Source organism: Terrabacter aeriphilus (assembly GCF_039542985.1).
Lineage (GTDB): Bacteria > Actinomycetota > Actinomycetes > Actinomycetales > Dermatophilaceae > Terrabacter > Terrabacter aeriphilus.
This window is the reverse complement of the sequence record NZ_BAABIW010000016.1, coordinates 124976-139907: the sequence shown is the minus strand read 5'-3', so window position 1 is coordinate 139907 and position 14932 is coordinate 124976. Positions and strand designations below refer to the sequence as shown.

Sequence of the window (14932 nt, the reverse complement as noted above, 5' to 3'; positions counted from 1 at the left end):
GGTCTAGAACCACGCCTCCAGCAGGGTGGCCGCGTGCTCGTGCACCTCGACGGCCTTCTTGCCGCACGACTCCGGGCGGGTGCGCCCGGCGCTGCGACGCGTGACGCCGATGCGCCAGCGGCGGCGGTCGGCGTGGGTGACGATGACCTCCCACCCGTCGTCGGTGGCCTCGGCCGGCCCGGCCCAGAGCGCGCCGAGGCGCGTCTCGCCCAGGTGCTCGCGCACGAACGACTCGGCGCACTGCGAGGCGGCCGGCAGGCCCGAGCGCCCACGGTCGTGGGTCGGCCCGAGCAGCTCGAGGGGCGTGTGGCCGGTCGTGCTCGCCGACAGCACCCACTCCGCCGCCACGTCGTCGAGCCGGGCATAGGTCTGGCCCCACGGCAGCAGCACGGCCGTGGGCGCGAAGCGGTGCCCACCGGTGTGCGAGACCTCCCACACCCGACCGGGGGCGCGACGCGCGGCGTGCGCAGCGAGCGGCCGGCCACGCACGGCGCAGCACACGTCGCGGCGGCCGTTCGTGCAGACGAGCAGGGTGGGCTCGCCCTCGCGGGCGCCCGGCAGCGAGGCCTCGACGAGCGCCCGGTTGCCGCGGGCCAGGGCGGCCCAGTCGATGCCGAGCAGGTCGCCGACGCGCGGCAGGTCGGCGACGAGCAGCCAGGCCTCGTCGGGCAGGCTGCCGGCGTGGGCGAGCAGCACCCGGCGCGGGCCCTCGTGCACCGGGTGGCCGCCCGGGCGGCGGATCAGCATGAAGCGACCGCCCGCCCGCGTCGTGCGCGCCTCCAGCTCGCCGGCCAGCTCGACGTCGAGGTGCGACTCCCGGGCCGCGTCGCGACCCCACGGGCCGGGCTGCTCCACGACGACGAAGAAGGCCGCGGCGGCCGCCGTGCCGTAGGCGCTCGTCCCGTCGTGGTCGAAGAGCACCGAGCACGCGTCGGAGGCCGGTGTGCCGTGCCCCGTCGTGGCCGGGTGGCGGTCCTGCTCGTCGGCGGTGGTCACTCGGTGCCTCCCGGCCCTGCGCCCTCGGTCGCGGGTGCCTCGCCGTCCTGACCGCCGTCCTGACCGACGGTCTGACCGCCGGGCGTCGGGTCCGACGCGGGCGGCGGCCCCGCCACGTGGGCGATGACCGTCGTCGTGGGCAGGCCCGAGCCGTCGCGGCGCCCGTCGGCCGACGGCAGCTCGATGGCGACGCCGTTCGCGGCGGCCGCGCGCACCGGCGTGTTGCCGGCGAAGGCGAGCACGAGGGTGTCCTCGCCCTTGAGGAAGCGGTGGCAGCGCACGCCACCGGTGGCGCGCCCCTTGGCGGGGTACTCGGCGTACGGCGTGACCTTGAGCGACCCGCCCTCGGTGCCCGGCAGGGCTCCCGACGAGCCCGACGACGTGATGACGACGCCCTCACGGGTCGGGTCGACGACGCCGAAGAAGGTGGCGCGCCCGAAGCCGCCCAGCTTGATGCCGGCCATGCCAGCGGCCGAGCGGCCCTGCGGTCGCACGGACTTCGCCGGGAAGCGCAGCAGCTGGGCGTCGCTGGTGAGGAAGACCAGGTCGAGGTCGTCCCGGTCGGCGACGGCGGCCCCGACGACCCGGTCGCCGTCCTTGAGGCTGATGATGTCCCAGTCGTTGGTCTTCGGGGCGTCCGGCGTGACGCGCTTGACGACACCGCTCGCGGTGCCGAGTGCGACGACCGGCGCGTCCGCACCGATCGGGACGATGGTCAGCGGCTCCTCGCCCTTGGCGAGGTCGACGTAGGCCGCGAGGGGCGCGCCACCGGAGAGGGCGGGCGCGCCGTTCGTCGGCGGCAGCGTCGGCAGGTCGAGGGCCGAGAGGCGCACCATGCGACCGGCGCTCGTGACGAGGCCGAACTCCCCGCGGGCCGTGGTGCGCACCGCGCCGACCACGACGTCGTGCCTGGCGCGCGACCCCTCGGCCGTCACGGGCTCGGCCGAGCCGGTGCGCGCGAGCAGCCCGGTGCCGCTCAGCAGCACCCAGCAGGGGTCGTCGGCGACCTCGAGCGGCGTCGTCGAGGTGGCGGCCGCGTTGGCGCCGGAGCTCTCGAGGAGCACGGTGCGCCGTGGCGTGCCGTGCGCCTTGGCGACGTCGGCGAGCTCGGTGCTGACGAGCTTGAGCAGCAGCTTCTCGTTCTCGAGCAGCGCCCGCAGCTCTTCGATGGCGCGCTCGAGCTCGGCCTTCTCGGTCTCGAGCTCGATGCGCGAGAACTTCGTCAGGCGCCGCAGCTGGAGGTCGAGGATGTAGGTGGCCTGGGCCTCGGACAGGTCGAAGACCTCCATGAGGCGGGTGCGCGCGGTCGCGGCGTCGTCGGAGCCGCGGATGACCTGGATGACCTCGTCGATGTCGACGATGGCGATGAGCAGGCCCTCGACGAGGTGGAGGCGCTCCTCCCGCTTGGCGAGCCGGTGCTCGGTGCGCCGGCGCACGACCGAGGTGCGGAAGTCGACGTAGACCTTGAGGAGGTCCTTGAGGCCCATCGTGCGGGGCTGGCCCTCGACGAGCGCGACGTTGTTGATGCCGAAGTTCTCCTCCATCGGCGTCAGCTTGTAGAGCTGCTCGAGCACGGCGTCGGGGTTGAAGCCGTTCTTGATCTCGATGACGAGCTGCAGCCCGTTCGCGCGGTCGGAGAGGTCCTTGAGGTCGGCGATGCCCTGCAGCTTCTTGCCCTGGACGAGGTCCTTGATCTTGTCCATCACCTTCTCGGGCCCGACGAGGTAGGGCAGCTCGGTGACGACGATGCCCTTGCGGCGCGGCGTGATCGACTCGATGCGCGCCGTCGCGCGGGTGCGGAAGCTGCCGCGCCCGGTGAGGTAGGCGTCGCGGATGCCCTCGAGGCCGACGATCCTGCCGCCGCACGGCAGGTCGGGGCCCGGCACGAACTTCATGAGGTCCTCGAGCGAGCAGGACGGGTTGGCGATGAGGTGCCGCGCCGCCCCGATGACCTCGACGAGGTTGTGCGGGGGCATGTTCGTGGCCATGCCGACGGCGATGCCGGCCGCGCCGTTGACGAGCAGGTTCGGGTAGGCGGCGGGGAGCACCTCGGGCTGCAGCTGCGTGTCGTCGTAGTTCGGCACGTAGTCGACGGTGTCCTCGTCGAGCCCCGAGACCATGAGCAGCGCGGCGGCCGCCATGCGGGCCTCGGTGTAGCGGGCCGCGGCGGGCCCGTCGTCGAGCGAGCCGAAGTTGCCGTGGCCGTCGACGAGCGGCAGGCGCAGCGTGAACGGCTGGGCCATGCGCACGAGGGCGTCGTAGATGGCCTGGTCGCCGTGCGGGTGGTACTTGCCCATCACCTCGCCGACGACGCGCTGGCTCTTGACGTGCCCGCGGTCGGGCCGCAGGCCGAGCTCGTTCGCGCCGTAGAGGATGCGCCGCTGCACCGGCTTGAGGCCGTCGCGGGCGTCGGGCAGGGCCCGGGAGTAGATGACGCTGTAGGAGTACTCGAGGAAGGCGTTCTGCATCTCCTCCTCGACGTCGATGCCGACGATCTTCTCCTCGAAGTCCTCGGGAGGAGGCGGGGTGGTCGTTCGTCGGGCCATGCCGGGGGGTGCTCCTTGCCTAGCGGGTCAACGCCCCATCTTCGCGCAGGCCGCTCACGCGTCCTCACCTGCCACGCCGAAACGACCCCAGTGGGCCACCTCGCTCCCGGTGCGCCGGTGCCGGCGCAGGCTCGGGCTCCTGGGTCCGGGCACGGCATACCCCATCGCGACGACGCCGACGACAGTGCGGCTGCCCGGGATGCCGAACGCGGCGTGCACGGCGGCGTGGCGCTCGGGCGGCACCCCGAAGAAGAGGCTGCCCAGGCCCTCGTCGGTCGCCGTGAGCAGCAGCAGGAGCGAGGCCATGCCCGTGTCGACGTCCCAGTAGGGCACCGGCCAGCGGGCCTCGTCGCGGTCGGTCCAGCCCTTGTCGGGGGCGGCGTAGCGGTCGAGGTAGGCGTCCTTGTGCGAGAGGCAGAGCACGAGCACGGGGGCGTTGCGGATGCCGTCCAGCCAGGCGTCCGTGGCTACGCCGGGCTCGGTCGTGGCCGCCCAGAACGCGTCGCGCTCGGCGGGGGCCGTGAGGACGACGAAGTCCCAGCCCTGGCTGAACCCGGCGCTGGGGGAGCGCACGGCGTTGTCGAGGCAGCGCTGCACCACCTCACGGGCCACCGGGCGGTCCGGGTCGTAGCGGCGGACCATGCGGCGGGTGCGGACGACGTCGGTGAACTCCATGCGAGCAGACTGCCATCCGGGTGGCCCCCGCAGCCCGACGTGACACCATGAGCGCATGACGGCTGACGGGTTCAGCGACGACACGGGTGCACTCGAGCGGGTCTCGGCCCGGGCCACGGGGGCGCCGGTCGAGTGGGAGGCCGACGTCGTGCTCCGCGACGGCACCGTCGCGCACGTGCGGCCGATCTCCCCCGACGACGCCGAGGGCATCCGGCACTTCCACAGCCGGCAGTCCGCCGAGTCGATCTACCTGCGCTTCTTCGCGCCGCTGCGCGAGCTGAGCGAGCGTGACGTCCACCGGTTCACGCACGTCGACCACCACGACCGGGTGGCCCTCGTCGCGACCCTCGACGGCGAGATCATCGGCATCGGGCGCTACGACCGCATCGACCCGGGCTCGGCCGAGGTGGCCTTCAACATCTCCGACCACTACCAGGGCAAGGGCATCGGCTCGGTGATGCTCGAGCACCTGGCTGCCATCGCGCAGGAGATGGGGATCAACCGGTTCGTCGCCGAGGTGCTGCCCCAGAACCGCAAGATGCTCACCGTCTTCAAGGAGGCGGGCTACGAGGTCACGCACCACATCGAGGACGGCGTCGTCGAGGTGAGCTTCGACATCTCGCCGACCGAGCAGAGCAAGGCCGTGCAGCTCTCGCGCGAGCACCGCGCGGAGTCGCGGAGCATGCACACGATCCTCTTCCCCGAGCGGGTCGCCATCATCGGTGCGAGCCGGCGCGCGGAGTCGATCGGCGCGCTCGTCATGCGCAACATCCTCGAGGCCGGCTTCCAGGGCGAGCTCTACCCGATCCACCGCGTGGCCGACCAGATCCAGGGCGTGCCCGCCTACCCCTCGATCCACGACGTGCCGCACCCCGTCGACCTCGCCATCGTCGTCGTGCCCGCCGCCCAGGCGGTCGACGTCGTCAAGGACTGCGGCAAGGCCGGGGTCAAGGCGCTGCTCGTGCTGTCGGCGGGGTTCGCCGAGGCGGGCGAGGAGGGCGTGCGGCTGCAGGAGAAGCTGCGCCGCCGGGTGCGCCGCGCCGGCATGCGCATCGTCGGGCCCAACAGCTTCGGCATCGTCAACAACGACCCCTCGGTGCGGCTCAACGCCACGCTCGCGACCGTCATCCCCGAGAAGGGGCGCCTCGGCCTGTTCGCCCAGAGCGGCGCCCTCGGCGTCGCGGTGCTCGCCTCCGCCGCCCGGCGCGGCCTCGGCATCTCGGTGTTCGCCTCCGCGGGCAACCGCGTCGACGTGTCGGGCAACGACCTGATGCAGTACTGGATCGACGACCAGGAGACCGACACCGTCGGGCTCTACCTCGAGTCGATGGGCAACCCGCGCAAGTTCTCGCGGATCGCCCGCCACCTCGCGACGGTCAAGCCGGTCATCGTCGTCTCCTCCGGAGTCTCGAGCTTCGCGGCCCCGCCCGGGCACCGCACCCGCGTCACCAACGTGCCGCCGCAGGCGTTCCGGGCCCTGCTGCGCCAGGCCGGTGTCATCCGGGTCGAGAACGTGCACCAGCTCTTCGACGTCGCCCAGCTCACCCTGCACCAGCCGCTGCCGAAGGGCGACCGCGTCGCGATCGTCGGCAACTCGGACGCCCTCGGCGCCCTGAGCGCGAGCGCCTGCCTCAGCTGGGGCCTCAAGGTGACCCACGGCCCCGTCTCGCTCCAGCCGCAGGCCTCGGCCGAGGAGTTCGCCGCAGCCCTGGACGCCGCCTTCGCCGATCCCGAGGTCGACAGCGTCGTCGCGGCATTCATCCCGCCGCTCGTCACGCCGGACGAGGACGTGCACGAGGCCGTGCGCAACATCGTCGCCGACCACGAGAAGCCTTGCGTGGCAACCTTTCTCGGCATGCGCGGTGTCGGTGACGGGCTGTCCTACGAGCAGCACGGGCAGCGACGGTCGGTGCCGGCGTACTCGATGCCGGAGGACGGCATCCGCGCCCTCAACGCGGTGACCCGCTACGCGCAGTGGCGCCAGCGCGACCGGGGCACGCAGGTCTCACCCGTCGGGATCGACCGGCTGCGGGCGGAGCGCCTGCTCGAGGGCTACCTCGCGGGCTACCCCGAGGGGAGGGCGCTGACGCGCGAGGAGACGCGCGAGCTGCTCGGCGCCTACGGCATCCGGGTGTGGCCGGCGGTCGAGGTCACCGACGCGACGAGCGCGGTCGCGGCCGCCGACGAGCTGACCTACCCCGTCATCCTCAAGTCGACCTCGCCCATCGTGCGCCACCAGCCGGGCCTCGTCGGCGTGCGCGGCGACCTCGTCGACGCCGAGTCGGTGCGCGACGCGCACGCGTCGCTGAGCGAGCGCCTCGGCCCGCTGGGCGCCGACCGCTTCGTCGTGCAGCGCATGGCGGTGCCGGGGGTGTCGTGCGTCATCCGGGCGAGCGAGGACCCGCTCTTCGGGCCGGTCGTCAGCTTCTCCGTCGCCGGGCCGCCCACCGAGCTGCTCGGCGACGTGGCGCACCGCATCCCGCCGCTCACCGACGTCGACGTCACCGACCTCATCGACGGCGTCAAGGCCGCGCCCCTGCTCGGCGGCCACCGCGGCGCCGCGCCGGTGCACCGCGCCGCCCTCAGCGACCTCGTGGCCCGGCTCTCGGTGCTCGCCGACGACCACCCCGAGCTCGCGTCGGTCGAGCTCAACCCGGTCAACGCGTGGACGGGCGGCGTCGACGTGCTCGGCGCCGAGGTCGTCGTGCGTCCTGCGCTCGTGCGCAAGGACCCCGGCCGCCGCCGGATGACCTGAGCATCGCCCCGGGCGAGGGGTCGACGGGGGTGGCGGCCGGTCGGGCCTGTGGGCGGCGCGGGCCGGCTGACGGCCGGCAGGTGCAAGGATGGGGCCATGCGACACGCCAGCCCCGGCACCGGCCGAACCCTTCCGACGGACCTCACCGAGGCCATCACCCGGGCCGGGTACTACCCCGCGCTCGTGTGCGACGTCGTCGAGTCGGCGCTTGCCGACGAGGAGGTCGTCTCGCACCTCGTGCACCAGGAGACGACGTTCGACCACGAGACCGTGCGCCGCCACGTCACCGTCCTCGTCATCACGCCGAAGCGCCTCGTCATCGCGCACGCCGACGACCACGCCGAGTCCGAGGACAAGCTGATGGCGACCGCGACGACCGAGACGGTCCCGCTCGCGGCGGTGCGGGGCGTCATGCTCACGCACGTCGTGGCGCAGCCCGACACCTTCACGCCGGGCACCCACGGGCGCGACCTCACGCTCACGCTCGGCTGGGGCGCCGTCAGCCGGCTCGACATGCTCCCCGCGCAGTGCGGCGACCCCGACTGCACGGCCGACCACGGCTTCGAGGGCACCATCGCCTCCGACGACATCTCGCTCCGCGTCAGCTCTGCCGCCGACGGCGAGGACGCCGTCGGCCACGCCATGAGCTTCGCGCGGACCCTGTCGGCGAGCATCGGCGGCGGCTCGCTCCTCTGACGCGTGACCACCCTGCCTGACGCCGCGCCGCGTCCCCCCGACTGGTCCGCCGGCACGCTCGCCTCCGTGCTGCCCTCGGTCGCCGACCGCCTCGGCGTGGGCCGGTATGCCGGCCGCGACGTCTTCGACCTCCCCGCAGTGCCGCGTACCGTCGTCGTGCTCGTCGACGGGCTCGGGCACGACCTGCTGCGCCAGCGCAGCGGGCACGCGCCGTTCCTGCGCAGCCACCTCGGCGCGGCGAAGCGGGTGCCCTGCGGCTTCCCGTCCACGACGGCGACGTCGATGGGCACCTTCGGCACGGGCCTGCCGCCGGGCGCGCACGGCCTCGTCGGCATGCAGGTGCTCGACCCCGACACCGACCGGCTGCTCAACGAGCTGTCGTGGGAGGACGGTCCCGACCCGCGCCGCTGGCAGCCGAACGAGACGGTCTTCGAGGCCGCCGAGAACGCCGGCGTCACCGTGACGATGGTCGGGCCGCACTACTTCGACGGCTCCGGCCTGACGACGGCCGCGCTCCGCGGCGCCGGCTTCCGGGCCGCGCGCAGCATCGACGACCGCGTCGACGCCGCGGTGGCCGCCGTGCGCGCGACGCCCCGTTCGCTCGTCTACCTCTACTGGGGCGAGGTCGACAAGGTCGGCCACGTGCACGGATGCCAGTCGTGGCAGTGGGGCGACGAGGTCGAGTCCGTCGACGCGGCCCTGCGACGGCTCTGCGCCCGGGTGCCGGACGACACGTCGGTCGTCGTCACGGCCGACCACGGCATGGTCGACGTGCCGTTCGCCGACCGCGTCGACCTCGCGCACGAGCCCGCCCTCATGTCGGGGGTGCGCCACCTCGGCGGCGAGGCGCGCAACCTGCAGCTCTACACGGATCCCGGTGCGGCAGCCGACGTCGAGCAGGCGTGGACGTCGCGCTTCGGCGAGCGGGTCCGCGTGCTGACCCGTGAGCGCGCCGTCGACGAGGGCTGGTTCGGCACGGTGCGTCCCGACGTGCTCCCGCGCATCGGCGACCTGCTCGCCGTGACCACCGGGACGTTCGCGATCGTCCACTCCGGGCTCATGCGCCGGGAGGTCGTCGCGCTCCTCGGCCTGCACGGGTCGACGAGCGAGGCCGAGATCGCCGTGCCGGTCGTCGTCGTGCCGCCGCGTCGTGGCTAGGGTGGTGCCTCGTGGCTGAGCTCGTCTTCTTCTCCGGGACCATGGACTGCGGCAAGTCGACCCTCGCCCTGCAGATGGACCACAACCACCGCGTGCGGGGGCGGGTGGGCCTCATCTACACGAAGATGGACCGTGCCGGCAGCAACGTGCTCAGCTCGCGCCTCGGCCTCTCGACGGGGGCGCTCGAGGTCGGCGACGACCTCGACTTCTGGGAGTCGACCGTCGGCCGGGCCACGGCCGGCACGCGCATCGACTACCTCATCTGCGACGAGGCGCAGTTCTACACCTGCGACCAGGTCGAGCAGCTCGCGCGCATCGTCGACGAGATGGAGGTCGACGTCTTCGCCTTCGGGATCACGGCCGACTTCCGCACCGAGCTCTTCCCGGGGAGCAAGCGCCTCATCGAGCTCGCCGACAAGGTGCAGGTGCTGCAGGTCGAGGCGCTGTGCTGGTGCGGCCGCCGCGCGACGACCAACGCCCGCGTGCTCGACGGCGTCATGGTCGTCGAGGGGGAGCAGGTCGTCGTCGGCGACACGAAGCCGGGCACGACGGGTCTGGTGGAGTACGAGGTGCTGTGCCGACGGCACTACATGCGGCGGATGACCTCGCACGCGGCCAAGGCCGCCGCGATCTCGCCCGAGGTGCTGCCCTTCGACCTCGACGTCTGCCCCCTGCCGCCCCTGCCGGTCACCCAGGCGGACTGAGACCGGCCGGCAGCCGAGAGCCCCCGAGGAGCCCGTCGCGGCCACTCGGCAGGGGGAGCGCGGTGGGTCAGTCGCTCTTGCGGCCGAACATGATGTCGTCCCAGCTCGGCACGCCGGGACGGCCCGACTTGCGCGCGGCCGGCTTCGGCTTCGGGATGCCGGGGCGCGGGCGGTCCTTCGACGACGCGGCTGCCGCGGCTGCCGGAGGAGCCGGAGCAGCCGGAGCGGCAGCGGCTGCCGGGGTGCGGCGCTCGATGACGTCGTCGTGCTCGGGCTCCGTCGCCCGCGCGGCGTCCGAGCCCGCCGGGCTGCGCTCCTCGTGGGGCGCGGCGTCGGCCAGCAGGTCGGGCAGGATGTCGGGACGGTCGTCGACGTGGGCGTCAACTGCCGGTGCGTCGTCAGTGGCGTCGTCGTCCTCGTCGCCGGCGGACTCGGCCTCGGGGGCGGCCCCCTCAGGTGCGACGTCCGTCACGTCGTCCTCGGCCGGCTCCTCGACGGGCGGGCTGGTCTCGGCGATCGGCTCGGCAGGCTCTGCGAGGGCTTCAGCAGGCTCTGCAACGGCCTCGGCAGGCTGGGTGACGGCCGGCTCGGTGACGGTGGGCTCGGGCGGGAGGGTCTGGCGCACCGGCTGGGTGGCCTCGGTGCGGCGGGCCTGGCGCTGCGCGGCCTCGACGCCGATGCGGTCCTCGGCGGCGCCGGTCTTGACCACCTCGGGGTCGTCCTCGGGGTGGGTGTGCGCGGCGGGCGGCAGCTCCTCGCGCGGGTCGCGAGCCAGCTCCTCGAGCGGCAGCGCCTCCTCGGGAGCGGTCTCGAGTCCCGGCACGTCAGCCGACTTCGGCCGACGGCGGCGGCCCCGCTGGGCGCTGCGCTCGCGCATGGCGGCCATCAGGTCGACGGTCTCGCCCTCGCGGCGGCGCACCGGGGCGGCGGCCGACACGCCACCCTCGGCCTCGACGTCGTAGACACGGCTGGGCCGGCTCGGGGCCGACAGGTGCGGGGCCGGGATGGGGCCGGGGGCCTGCTGGTCCTCGTCCTCGCTGAGCCACCTCGCCTCGTCGTCCGTCGCCGACACCGTGCGGGCGAGCGGGTCGAAGTGCCAGGCGGCCTCGCGCTCACGGCCTCCGGCGGCGAAGAGGAGCAGCACGGTCCAGGCGCCCTTGTCGGTGCGGCGCGAGTCCCAGCGGGCCGAGCCCGCGTCGATGGCGCGGGTGCGCAGGCGCTCGGAGACGCGGGCGTCGAGGGTCTGCGCCGTGCCGCCGGTCGCTCCCCGCGAGCGCAGGCGCACCTGGCGGGCGAGGCCCGCGACGTGCTCGCGCTCGGCGAGGATCGGGCCCTCGTAGCGGTGCACCTTCTCGACGGGCCAGCCCGCGCGCTCGGCGACCTCCTCGGCCGTCAGGCCGGCCCGGATCATGGCCTGGACGTCCTTGGGACGCAGCCCCCCGGAGCTCTCGATCTGCAGCTGGCCCAGGCGCGGACGGTCCCGACGCGCGGCCGCACGCAGCGGCTCGTCGAGCGGGACGGCATACCTGTTGCCCTCGTCGTCGGCCAGCAGCAGGTGCGATCCGTCCTCGTGGACGCCGACGAGCCTGAGGTGCTGCATGGATGGGTCTCCCGGGTAACGAGTCTGCGTGTCGTGCGGTGGTCGTGCCCCGCTGCCGGGCGTCGCTCACGGCAGCGCGGCGGGTGCTGTGCAGTCGAGCATGCCACCGGCGCGGGCACCCGCCAAAGCGACCACGCCGCACAGGTACCGTTTGCTCTGGCATGCCCACCACCTTCGCGTCCGCCCAGCTCGCCCTCGACATCGTCGGCGTGTTCGTCTTCGCGCTCTCCGGCGGCCTCGTGGCGGTCAAGAAGCGCTTCGACCTCTTCGGCGTCATCGTCCTCGCCTGCGCGGCGGCCCTCGGCGGCGGCATCGTGCGCGACCTGCTCATCGGCGACATCCCGCCCGTCGGCATCAGCGACTGGCGCCTCCTGACGGCGGCCGCCCTCGGCGGCCTCGTCACCTTCCTCTTCCACCCCGGCGTCGAGCGGATCACCCGCTTCGTGCGGGTGCTCGACGCTGCGGGCCTCGCGGCCTTCGCGGTCGCGGGCAGCCTCAAGGCCGTCACGACGGTGGGCGTCTCGCCCATCGCGGCCGTGCTCGTCGGCGTCATCACCGCGGTCGGTGGTGGCGTGCTGCGCGACCTGCTCGCGGGGCAGGTGCCCGAGGTGCTGCGCCGCGAGCTGTATGCCGTGCCGGCCATGCTCGGCGCCGTCATCATCGTCGTCGCCGCCCGCGTCGGGTCGCTGCAGGACTGGGTGCTGTGGACGGCGGTGGCGCTCGTCTTCGCGGTGCGCATGCTGGCCGTGCGCCTCGACCTCAACGCGCCGACGCCCCTCCGCTCGACCCCGGGCCCCTAGACCGCCCCACCCGGGCCCACCTGGGACCTGACCCGGACCCGACTCGGGTCCCCGTGACGGTCCCCAGCCAGACACCACCCCCCACGACCGGATCGACCAGATGGTGGAGACATGACATCGCAGACCAACCCCCCGACCACCGCCGACCTCTCGCCCTACGACGCCGTGCTGCTGCTCGGCTTCGGCGGGCCCGAGGCCCCCGAGGAGGTCATGCCGTTCCTGCGCCGCGTGACGGCGGGCCGCGGCATCCCCGACGAGCGCCTCGAGTCGGTGGCCGAGCACTACCACCACTTCGGCGGCCGCAGCCCGATCAACGACCAGAACCGGGCCCTGCTCGCCGCGCTGCGCGCCGAGCTCGACAGCCGTGGCATCGACACCCCGATCGTCTGGGGCAACCGCAACAGCGAGCCGTTCATCGACGACGCGCTGCGCGAGGCCCACGCGGCCGGGCAGCAGCGCCTCGTCGCGCTGACGACGAGCGCCTACTCCTCCTACTCCTCCTGCCGGCAGTACCGCGAGAACCTCGCCGACGCCCTCGACACGGTGACCCAGGAGGGGCTCTCGTTCGAGATCGACAAGGTCGCCCAGTACGCGCCCCGCCCGGGCTTCGCCGAGGCGAACCTCGGCGAGCTGGTGCGGGCGCTGCGGGCCCTCGACGGGGCGCCCGACGCCGAGATCGCGCTGCTCTTCGTCACCCACTCGATCCCCGACGCCATGGACGACACGTCCGGCCCGGGCGACGGCGAGGGCAACCTCTACCAGCGCCAGCACCTCGCCCTCGCGGCGCGCCTGACGCAGGAGGCGAACCGCGTGCTCGGCCGCGACCTCACGGGTGAGCTCGTCTTCTGCTCGCGCTCGGGCCCGCCGACCCAGCCCTGGCTCGAGCCCGACGTCAACGACCGCATGCGCGAGCTCGCGACCGCGGGGGTGCGCACCGTCGTCACCGCCCCCATCGGCTTCGTCAGCGACCACATGGAGGTCGTCTACGACCTCGACACCGAGGCCCAGGAGACGGCCGACGAGCTCGGCCTCACCCACGTGCGGGTGCCCACCGTCGGCACCGACGCCGCCTTCGTGCGCGACCTCGTCGACGCGCTCCTCGAGCGCGCGGCCGAGGCCCGCGGCGAGGACGTGCCGCTGTTCGAGGGCCGGATGCCGTCGAGGTGCGCGGTCGGGTGCTGCCCCAACCTGCGCCAGGCCCGTCCCGCCCTCTGCGGAAGCGACTGAGGAGCGTCATGACGACAGCACGCAGCGACCACGGCCGTCAGGACGCACCCGAGCTGCCCGCCGGCACCACCGTCGAGGAGCTCGAGCGGCTCTGCATCCGGTTCGCCGTCGAGGCCGGCCGGTTCATCCGTGACGAGCGGCCGCCCCGCATGGGTGTCGCGGCGACGAAGTCGACCGAGACCGATGTCGTCACCGTCATGGACCGCCGCTCCGAGGAGCTGCTGCACCGCCTGATCCAGCAGGCGCGGCCCGACGACGGCATCCTCGGCGAGGAGGGCGCCGACGTCGCCGGCAGCACCGGACTGACGTGGGTCATCGATCCCATCGACGGCACCGTCAACTACCTCTACGAGGTGCCGGCGTATGCCGTGTCCGTGGCGGTCGTCGTCGGCGACGCCCGCACCGAGCAGGGCTGGGCGCCGGTCGCCGGTGCGGTGGCCGATCCGTCGCTGCGGCTCGTGCACCACGCCGGGCGCGGCACGGGGGCGCGGACCCGCCCGGAGGGTGACCTCGACGTCGCCGCGACGGCGTTGACCGTCTCGGGGGAGGACCGCCTCGCCCGCACGCTGCTCGCGACGGGCTTCGGCTACGCCCCGGAGGTGCGGGCCCGACAGGCCGACGTGATGCGGCGCGTGCTGCCCCGGGTGCGCGACATCCGCCGCATCGGCAGCGCCGCGCTCGACCTCGTGCGGGTGGCCGAGGGTTCCGTCGACGCCTACGCCGAGACGGGCCTCAACGCGTGGGACCTCGCGGCCGGATGGCTCATCGTCGAGGAGGCCGGTGGCGTCGTCGTCGGGGCCCAGGGCCGCCCGGGGAAGGAGCTCACGGTCGCGGCGGGGCCGGCGCTCGTGGAGCAGGTGCGCACCCTCTTCACCGACGGCACGCCCGACTGAGTCCGTCGCCGGACGTGGCGCTCAGGCCGCGTCGAAGGCCTCGAGGCCGGGCACCCGCACGCCGTTCTCGGCGGCGAGCCGGGCGAACGACTCGAGCTCGCCGGTGTGCACCTGGATGCGGTACTCGTCGTCGGCGGCGCGCGCCTCGGCCAGGTCGCCCAGGGCGTCGTTGACCCGCTGCCTCATCTGCTCGACGAACTCGGTCATGGTGCCACCTCCGGGCTTGGGGAACGTTGGGTCGGGTCCGCAGACACTACCGCGCCGTCATGCCCCCACCGTGCACCGAGGATGGCAGCCGGATGGCAAAGGGACGGTGAACGGTTGGTCCGGAAAGGGCAGGAGGTGCCACCGGGCGCCGGGCCCGTCTCAGGGGCTGGCGGGCGCAAGGTGACAACACGGCGGCGATCGGGCATCATGCGCGCACGCGGCAGTTTCGTGGGGGAAGACAGCGCCGTCGACCACGCGGGTTCCACGGGAACAAGCACGGCCCCACGAGCGTTCTTCGCGTCACAGACCGCAAGGCGCAGTTCGAGTAGAAGTGAGACAACAGATGGCAACCGATTACGACGCGCCACGCAAGACGGACGACGAGCTGAGCGAAGACTCCATCGAGGAGCTCAAGTCCCGGCGCGTCGACAAGACGTCGTCCAGCGTGGACGTTGACGAGACGGAGCAGGCCGAAGGGTTCGAGCTCCCGGGCGCCGACCTCTCCGGCGAGGAGCTCTCGGTCCGGGTCCTGCCCAAGCAGGCCGACGAGTTCACTTGTGGGCGTTGCTTCCTCGTGCACCACCGCAGCCAGCTCGCCAAGGAGAGCAACGGCATGATGATCTGCACGGAGTGCGCCGCCTGAGCGCATCCCCACGCCGTCCGGAGCCCGGGCGG

13 protein-coding genes are annotated in these 14932 nt (G+C 73.6%); 8 read left to right on the top strand and 5 right to left on the bottom strand.

What is annotated here, in order from left to right; genetic code table 11:
* Positions 1 to 3 precede the first annotated feature (3 nt).
* From ABD979_RS12415 to ABD979_RS12405, 3 genes are read right to left on the bottom strand one after another with little or no spacing between them, the layout of a single operon-like run.
* Positions 4 to 996, bottom strand: coding sequence for a ferredoxin family protein (locus tag ABD979_RS12415; RefSeq protein ID WP_345507790.1), 993 nt, complete (start codon positions 994 to 996; stop codon positions 4 to 6).
* Positions 993 to 3542, bottom strand: a complete 2550-nt coding sequence (locus ABD979_RS12410) for a DNA gyrase/topoisomerase IV subunit A (RefSeq protein WP_345507789.1) — start codon at positions 3540 to 3542, stop codon at positions 993 to 995. The genes ABD979_RS12415 and ABD979_RS12410 overlap by 4 nt, the downstream gene beginning before the upstream one ends.
* Positions 3543 to 3596: 54 nt before the next feature.
* The gene (locus tag ABD979_RS12405; protein WP_345507788.1) at positions 3597 to 4217 is read right to left on the bottom strand and encodes a nitroreductase family protein; all 621 of its coding nucleotides are present in this window, start codon (positions 4215 to 4217) and stop codon (positions 3597 to 3599) included.
* A 55-nt stretch (positions 4218 to 4272) separates the two neighbouring features.
* Here ABD979_RS12405 and ABD979_RS12400 point away from each other — a divergent pair, with 55 nt between their 5' ends.
* From ABD979_RS12400 to ABD979_RS12385, 4 genes are all read left to right on the top strand, one after another.
* Positions 4273 to 6972: a bifunctional acetate--CoA ligase family protein/GNAT family N-acetyltransferase gene (locus tag ABD979_RS12400; protein ID WP_345507787.1), complete on the top strand. Its 2700-nt coding sequence runs from the start codon at positions 4273 to 4275 to the stop codon at positions 6970 to 6972.
* 96 nt (positions 6973 to 7068) lie between these two features.
* The gene (locus ABD979_RS12395; protein WP_345507786.1) at positions 7069 to 7668 is read left to right on the top strand and encodes a DUF5998 family protein; all 600 of its coding nucleotides are present in this window, start codon (positions 7069 to 7071) and stop codon (positions 7666 to 7668) included.
* Between the two features lie 3 nt (positions 7669 to 7671).
* On the top strand, positions 7672 to 8826 hold the full coding sequence (locus ABD979_RS12390; RefSeq protein ID WP_345507785.1) for an alkaline phosphatase family protein: 1155 nt from the start codon (positions 7672 to 7674) through the stop codon (positions 8824 to 8826).
* An 11-nt stretch (positions 8827 to 8837) separates the two neighbouring features.
* Positions 8838 to 9530 carry a thymidine kinase gene (locus ABD979_RS12385; RefSeq protein ID WP_345507784.1) on the top strand — a complete coding sequence of 231 codons (693 nt, stop codon included), beginning with the start codon at positions 8838 to 8840 and terminating at the stop codon, positions 9528 to 9530.
* Positions 9531 to 9597: 67 nt separating this feature from the next.
* Here the strand turns inward: ABD979_RS12385 and sepH are convergent, their stop codons facing one another.
* Positions 9598 to 11130, bottom strand: coding sequence for a septation protein SepH (sepH, locus tag ABD979_RS12380; protein ID WP_345507783.1), 1533 nt, complete (start codon positions 11128 to 11130; stop codon positions 9598 to 9600).
* Positions 11131 to 11291: 161 nt separating this feature from the next.
* Between sepH and ABD979_RS12375 the strand changes: the two genes are divergently transcribed.
* The 3 genes from ABD979_RS12375 (at position 11292) to ABD979_RS12365 (ending at position 14050) form a co-directional block, all read left to right on the top strand.
* A complete protein-coding gene (locus tag ABD979_RS12375; RefSeq protein WP_345507782.1) occupies positions 11292 to 11930 on the top strand; it encodes a trimeric intracellular cation channel family protein in 639 nt (212 codons plus the stop codon).
* A gap of 111 nt (positions 11931 to 12041) precedes the next feature.
* Positions 12042 to 13157 carry a ferrochelatase gene (locus ABD979_RS12370; RefSeq protein ID WP_345507781.1) on the top strand — a complete coding sequence of 372 codons (1116 nt, stop codon included), beginning with the start codon at positions 12042 to 12044 and terminating at the stop codon, positions 13155 to 13157.
* Positions 13158 to 13165: 8 nt separating this feature from the next.
* Positions 13166 to 14050 (top strand): inositol monophosphatase family protein, encoded by an 885-nt coding sequence (locus ABD979_RS12365; protein ID WP_345507780.1) that lies wholly within the window; start codon positions 13166 to 13168, stop codon positions 14048 to 14050.
* A 21-nt stretch (positions 14051 to 14071) separates the two neighbouring features.
* Here the strand turns inward: ABD979_RS12365 and ABD979_RS12360 are convergent, their stop codons facing one another.
* On the bottom strand, positions 14072 to 14257 hold the full coding sequence (locus ABD979_RS12360; protein ID WP_345507779.1) for a hypothetical protein: 186 nt from the start codon (positions 14255 to 14257) through the stop codon (positions 14072 to 14074).
* 343 nt (positions 14258 to 14600) lie between these two features.
* Between ABD979_RS12360 and ABD979_RS12355 the strand changes: the two genes are divergently transcribed.
* On the top strand, positions 14601 to 14900 hold the full coding sequence (locus ABD979_RS12355; RefSeq protein WP_345507778.1) for a DUF4193 domain-containing protein: 300 nt from the start codon (positions 14601 to 14603) through the stop codon (positions 14898 to 14900).
* The last annotated feature ends 32 nt before the right edge of the window (positions 14901 to 14932 follow it).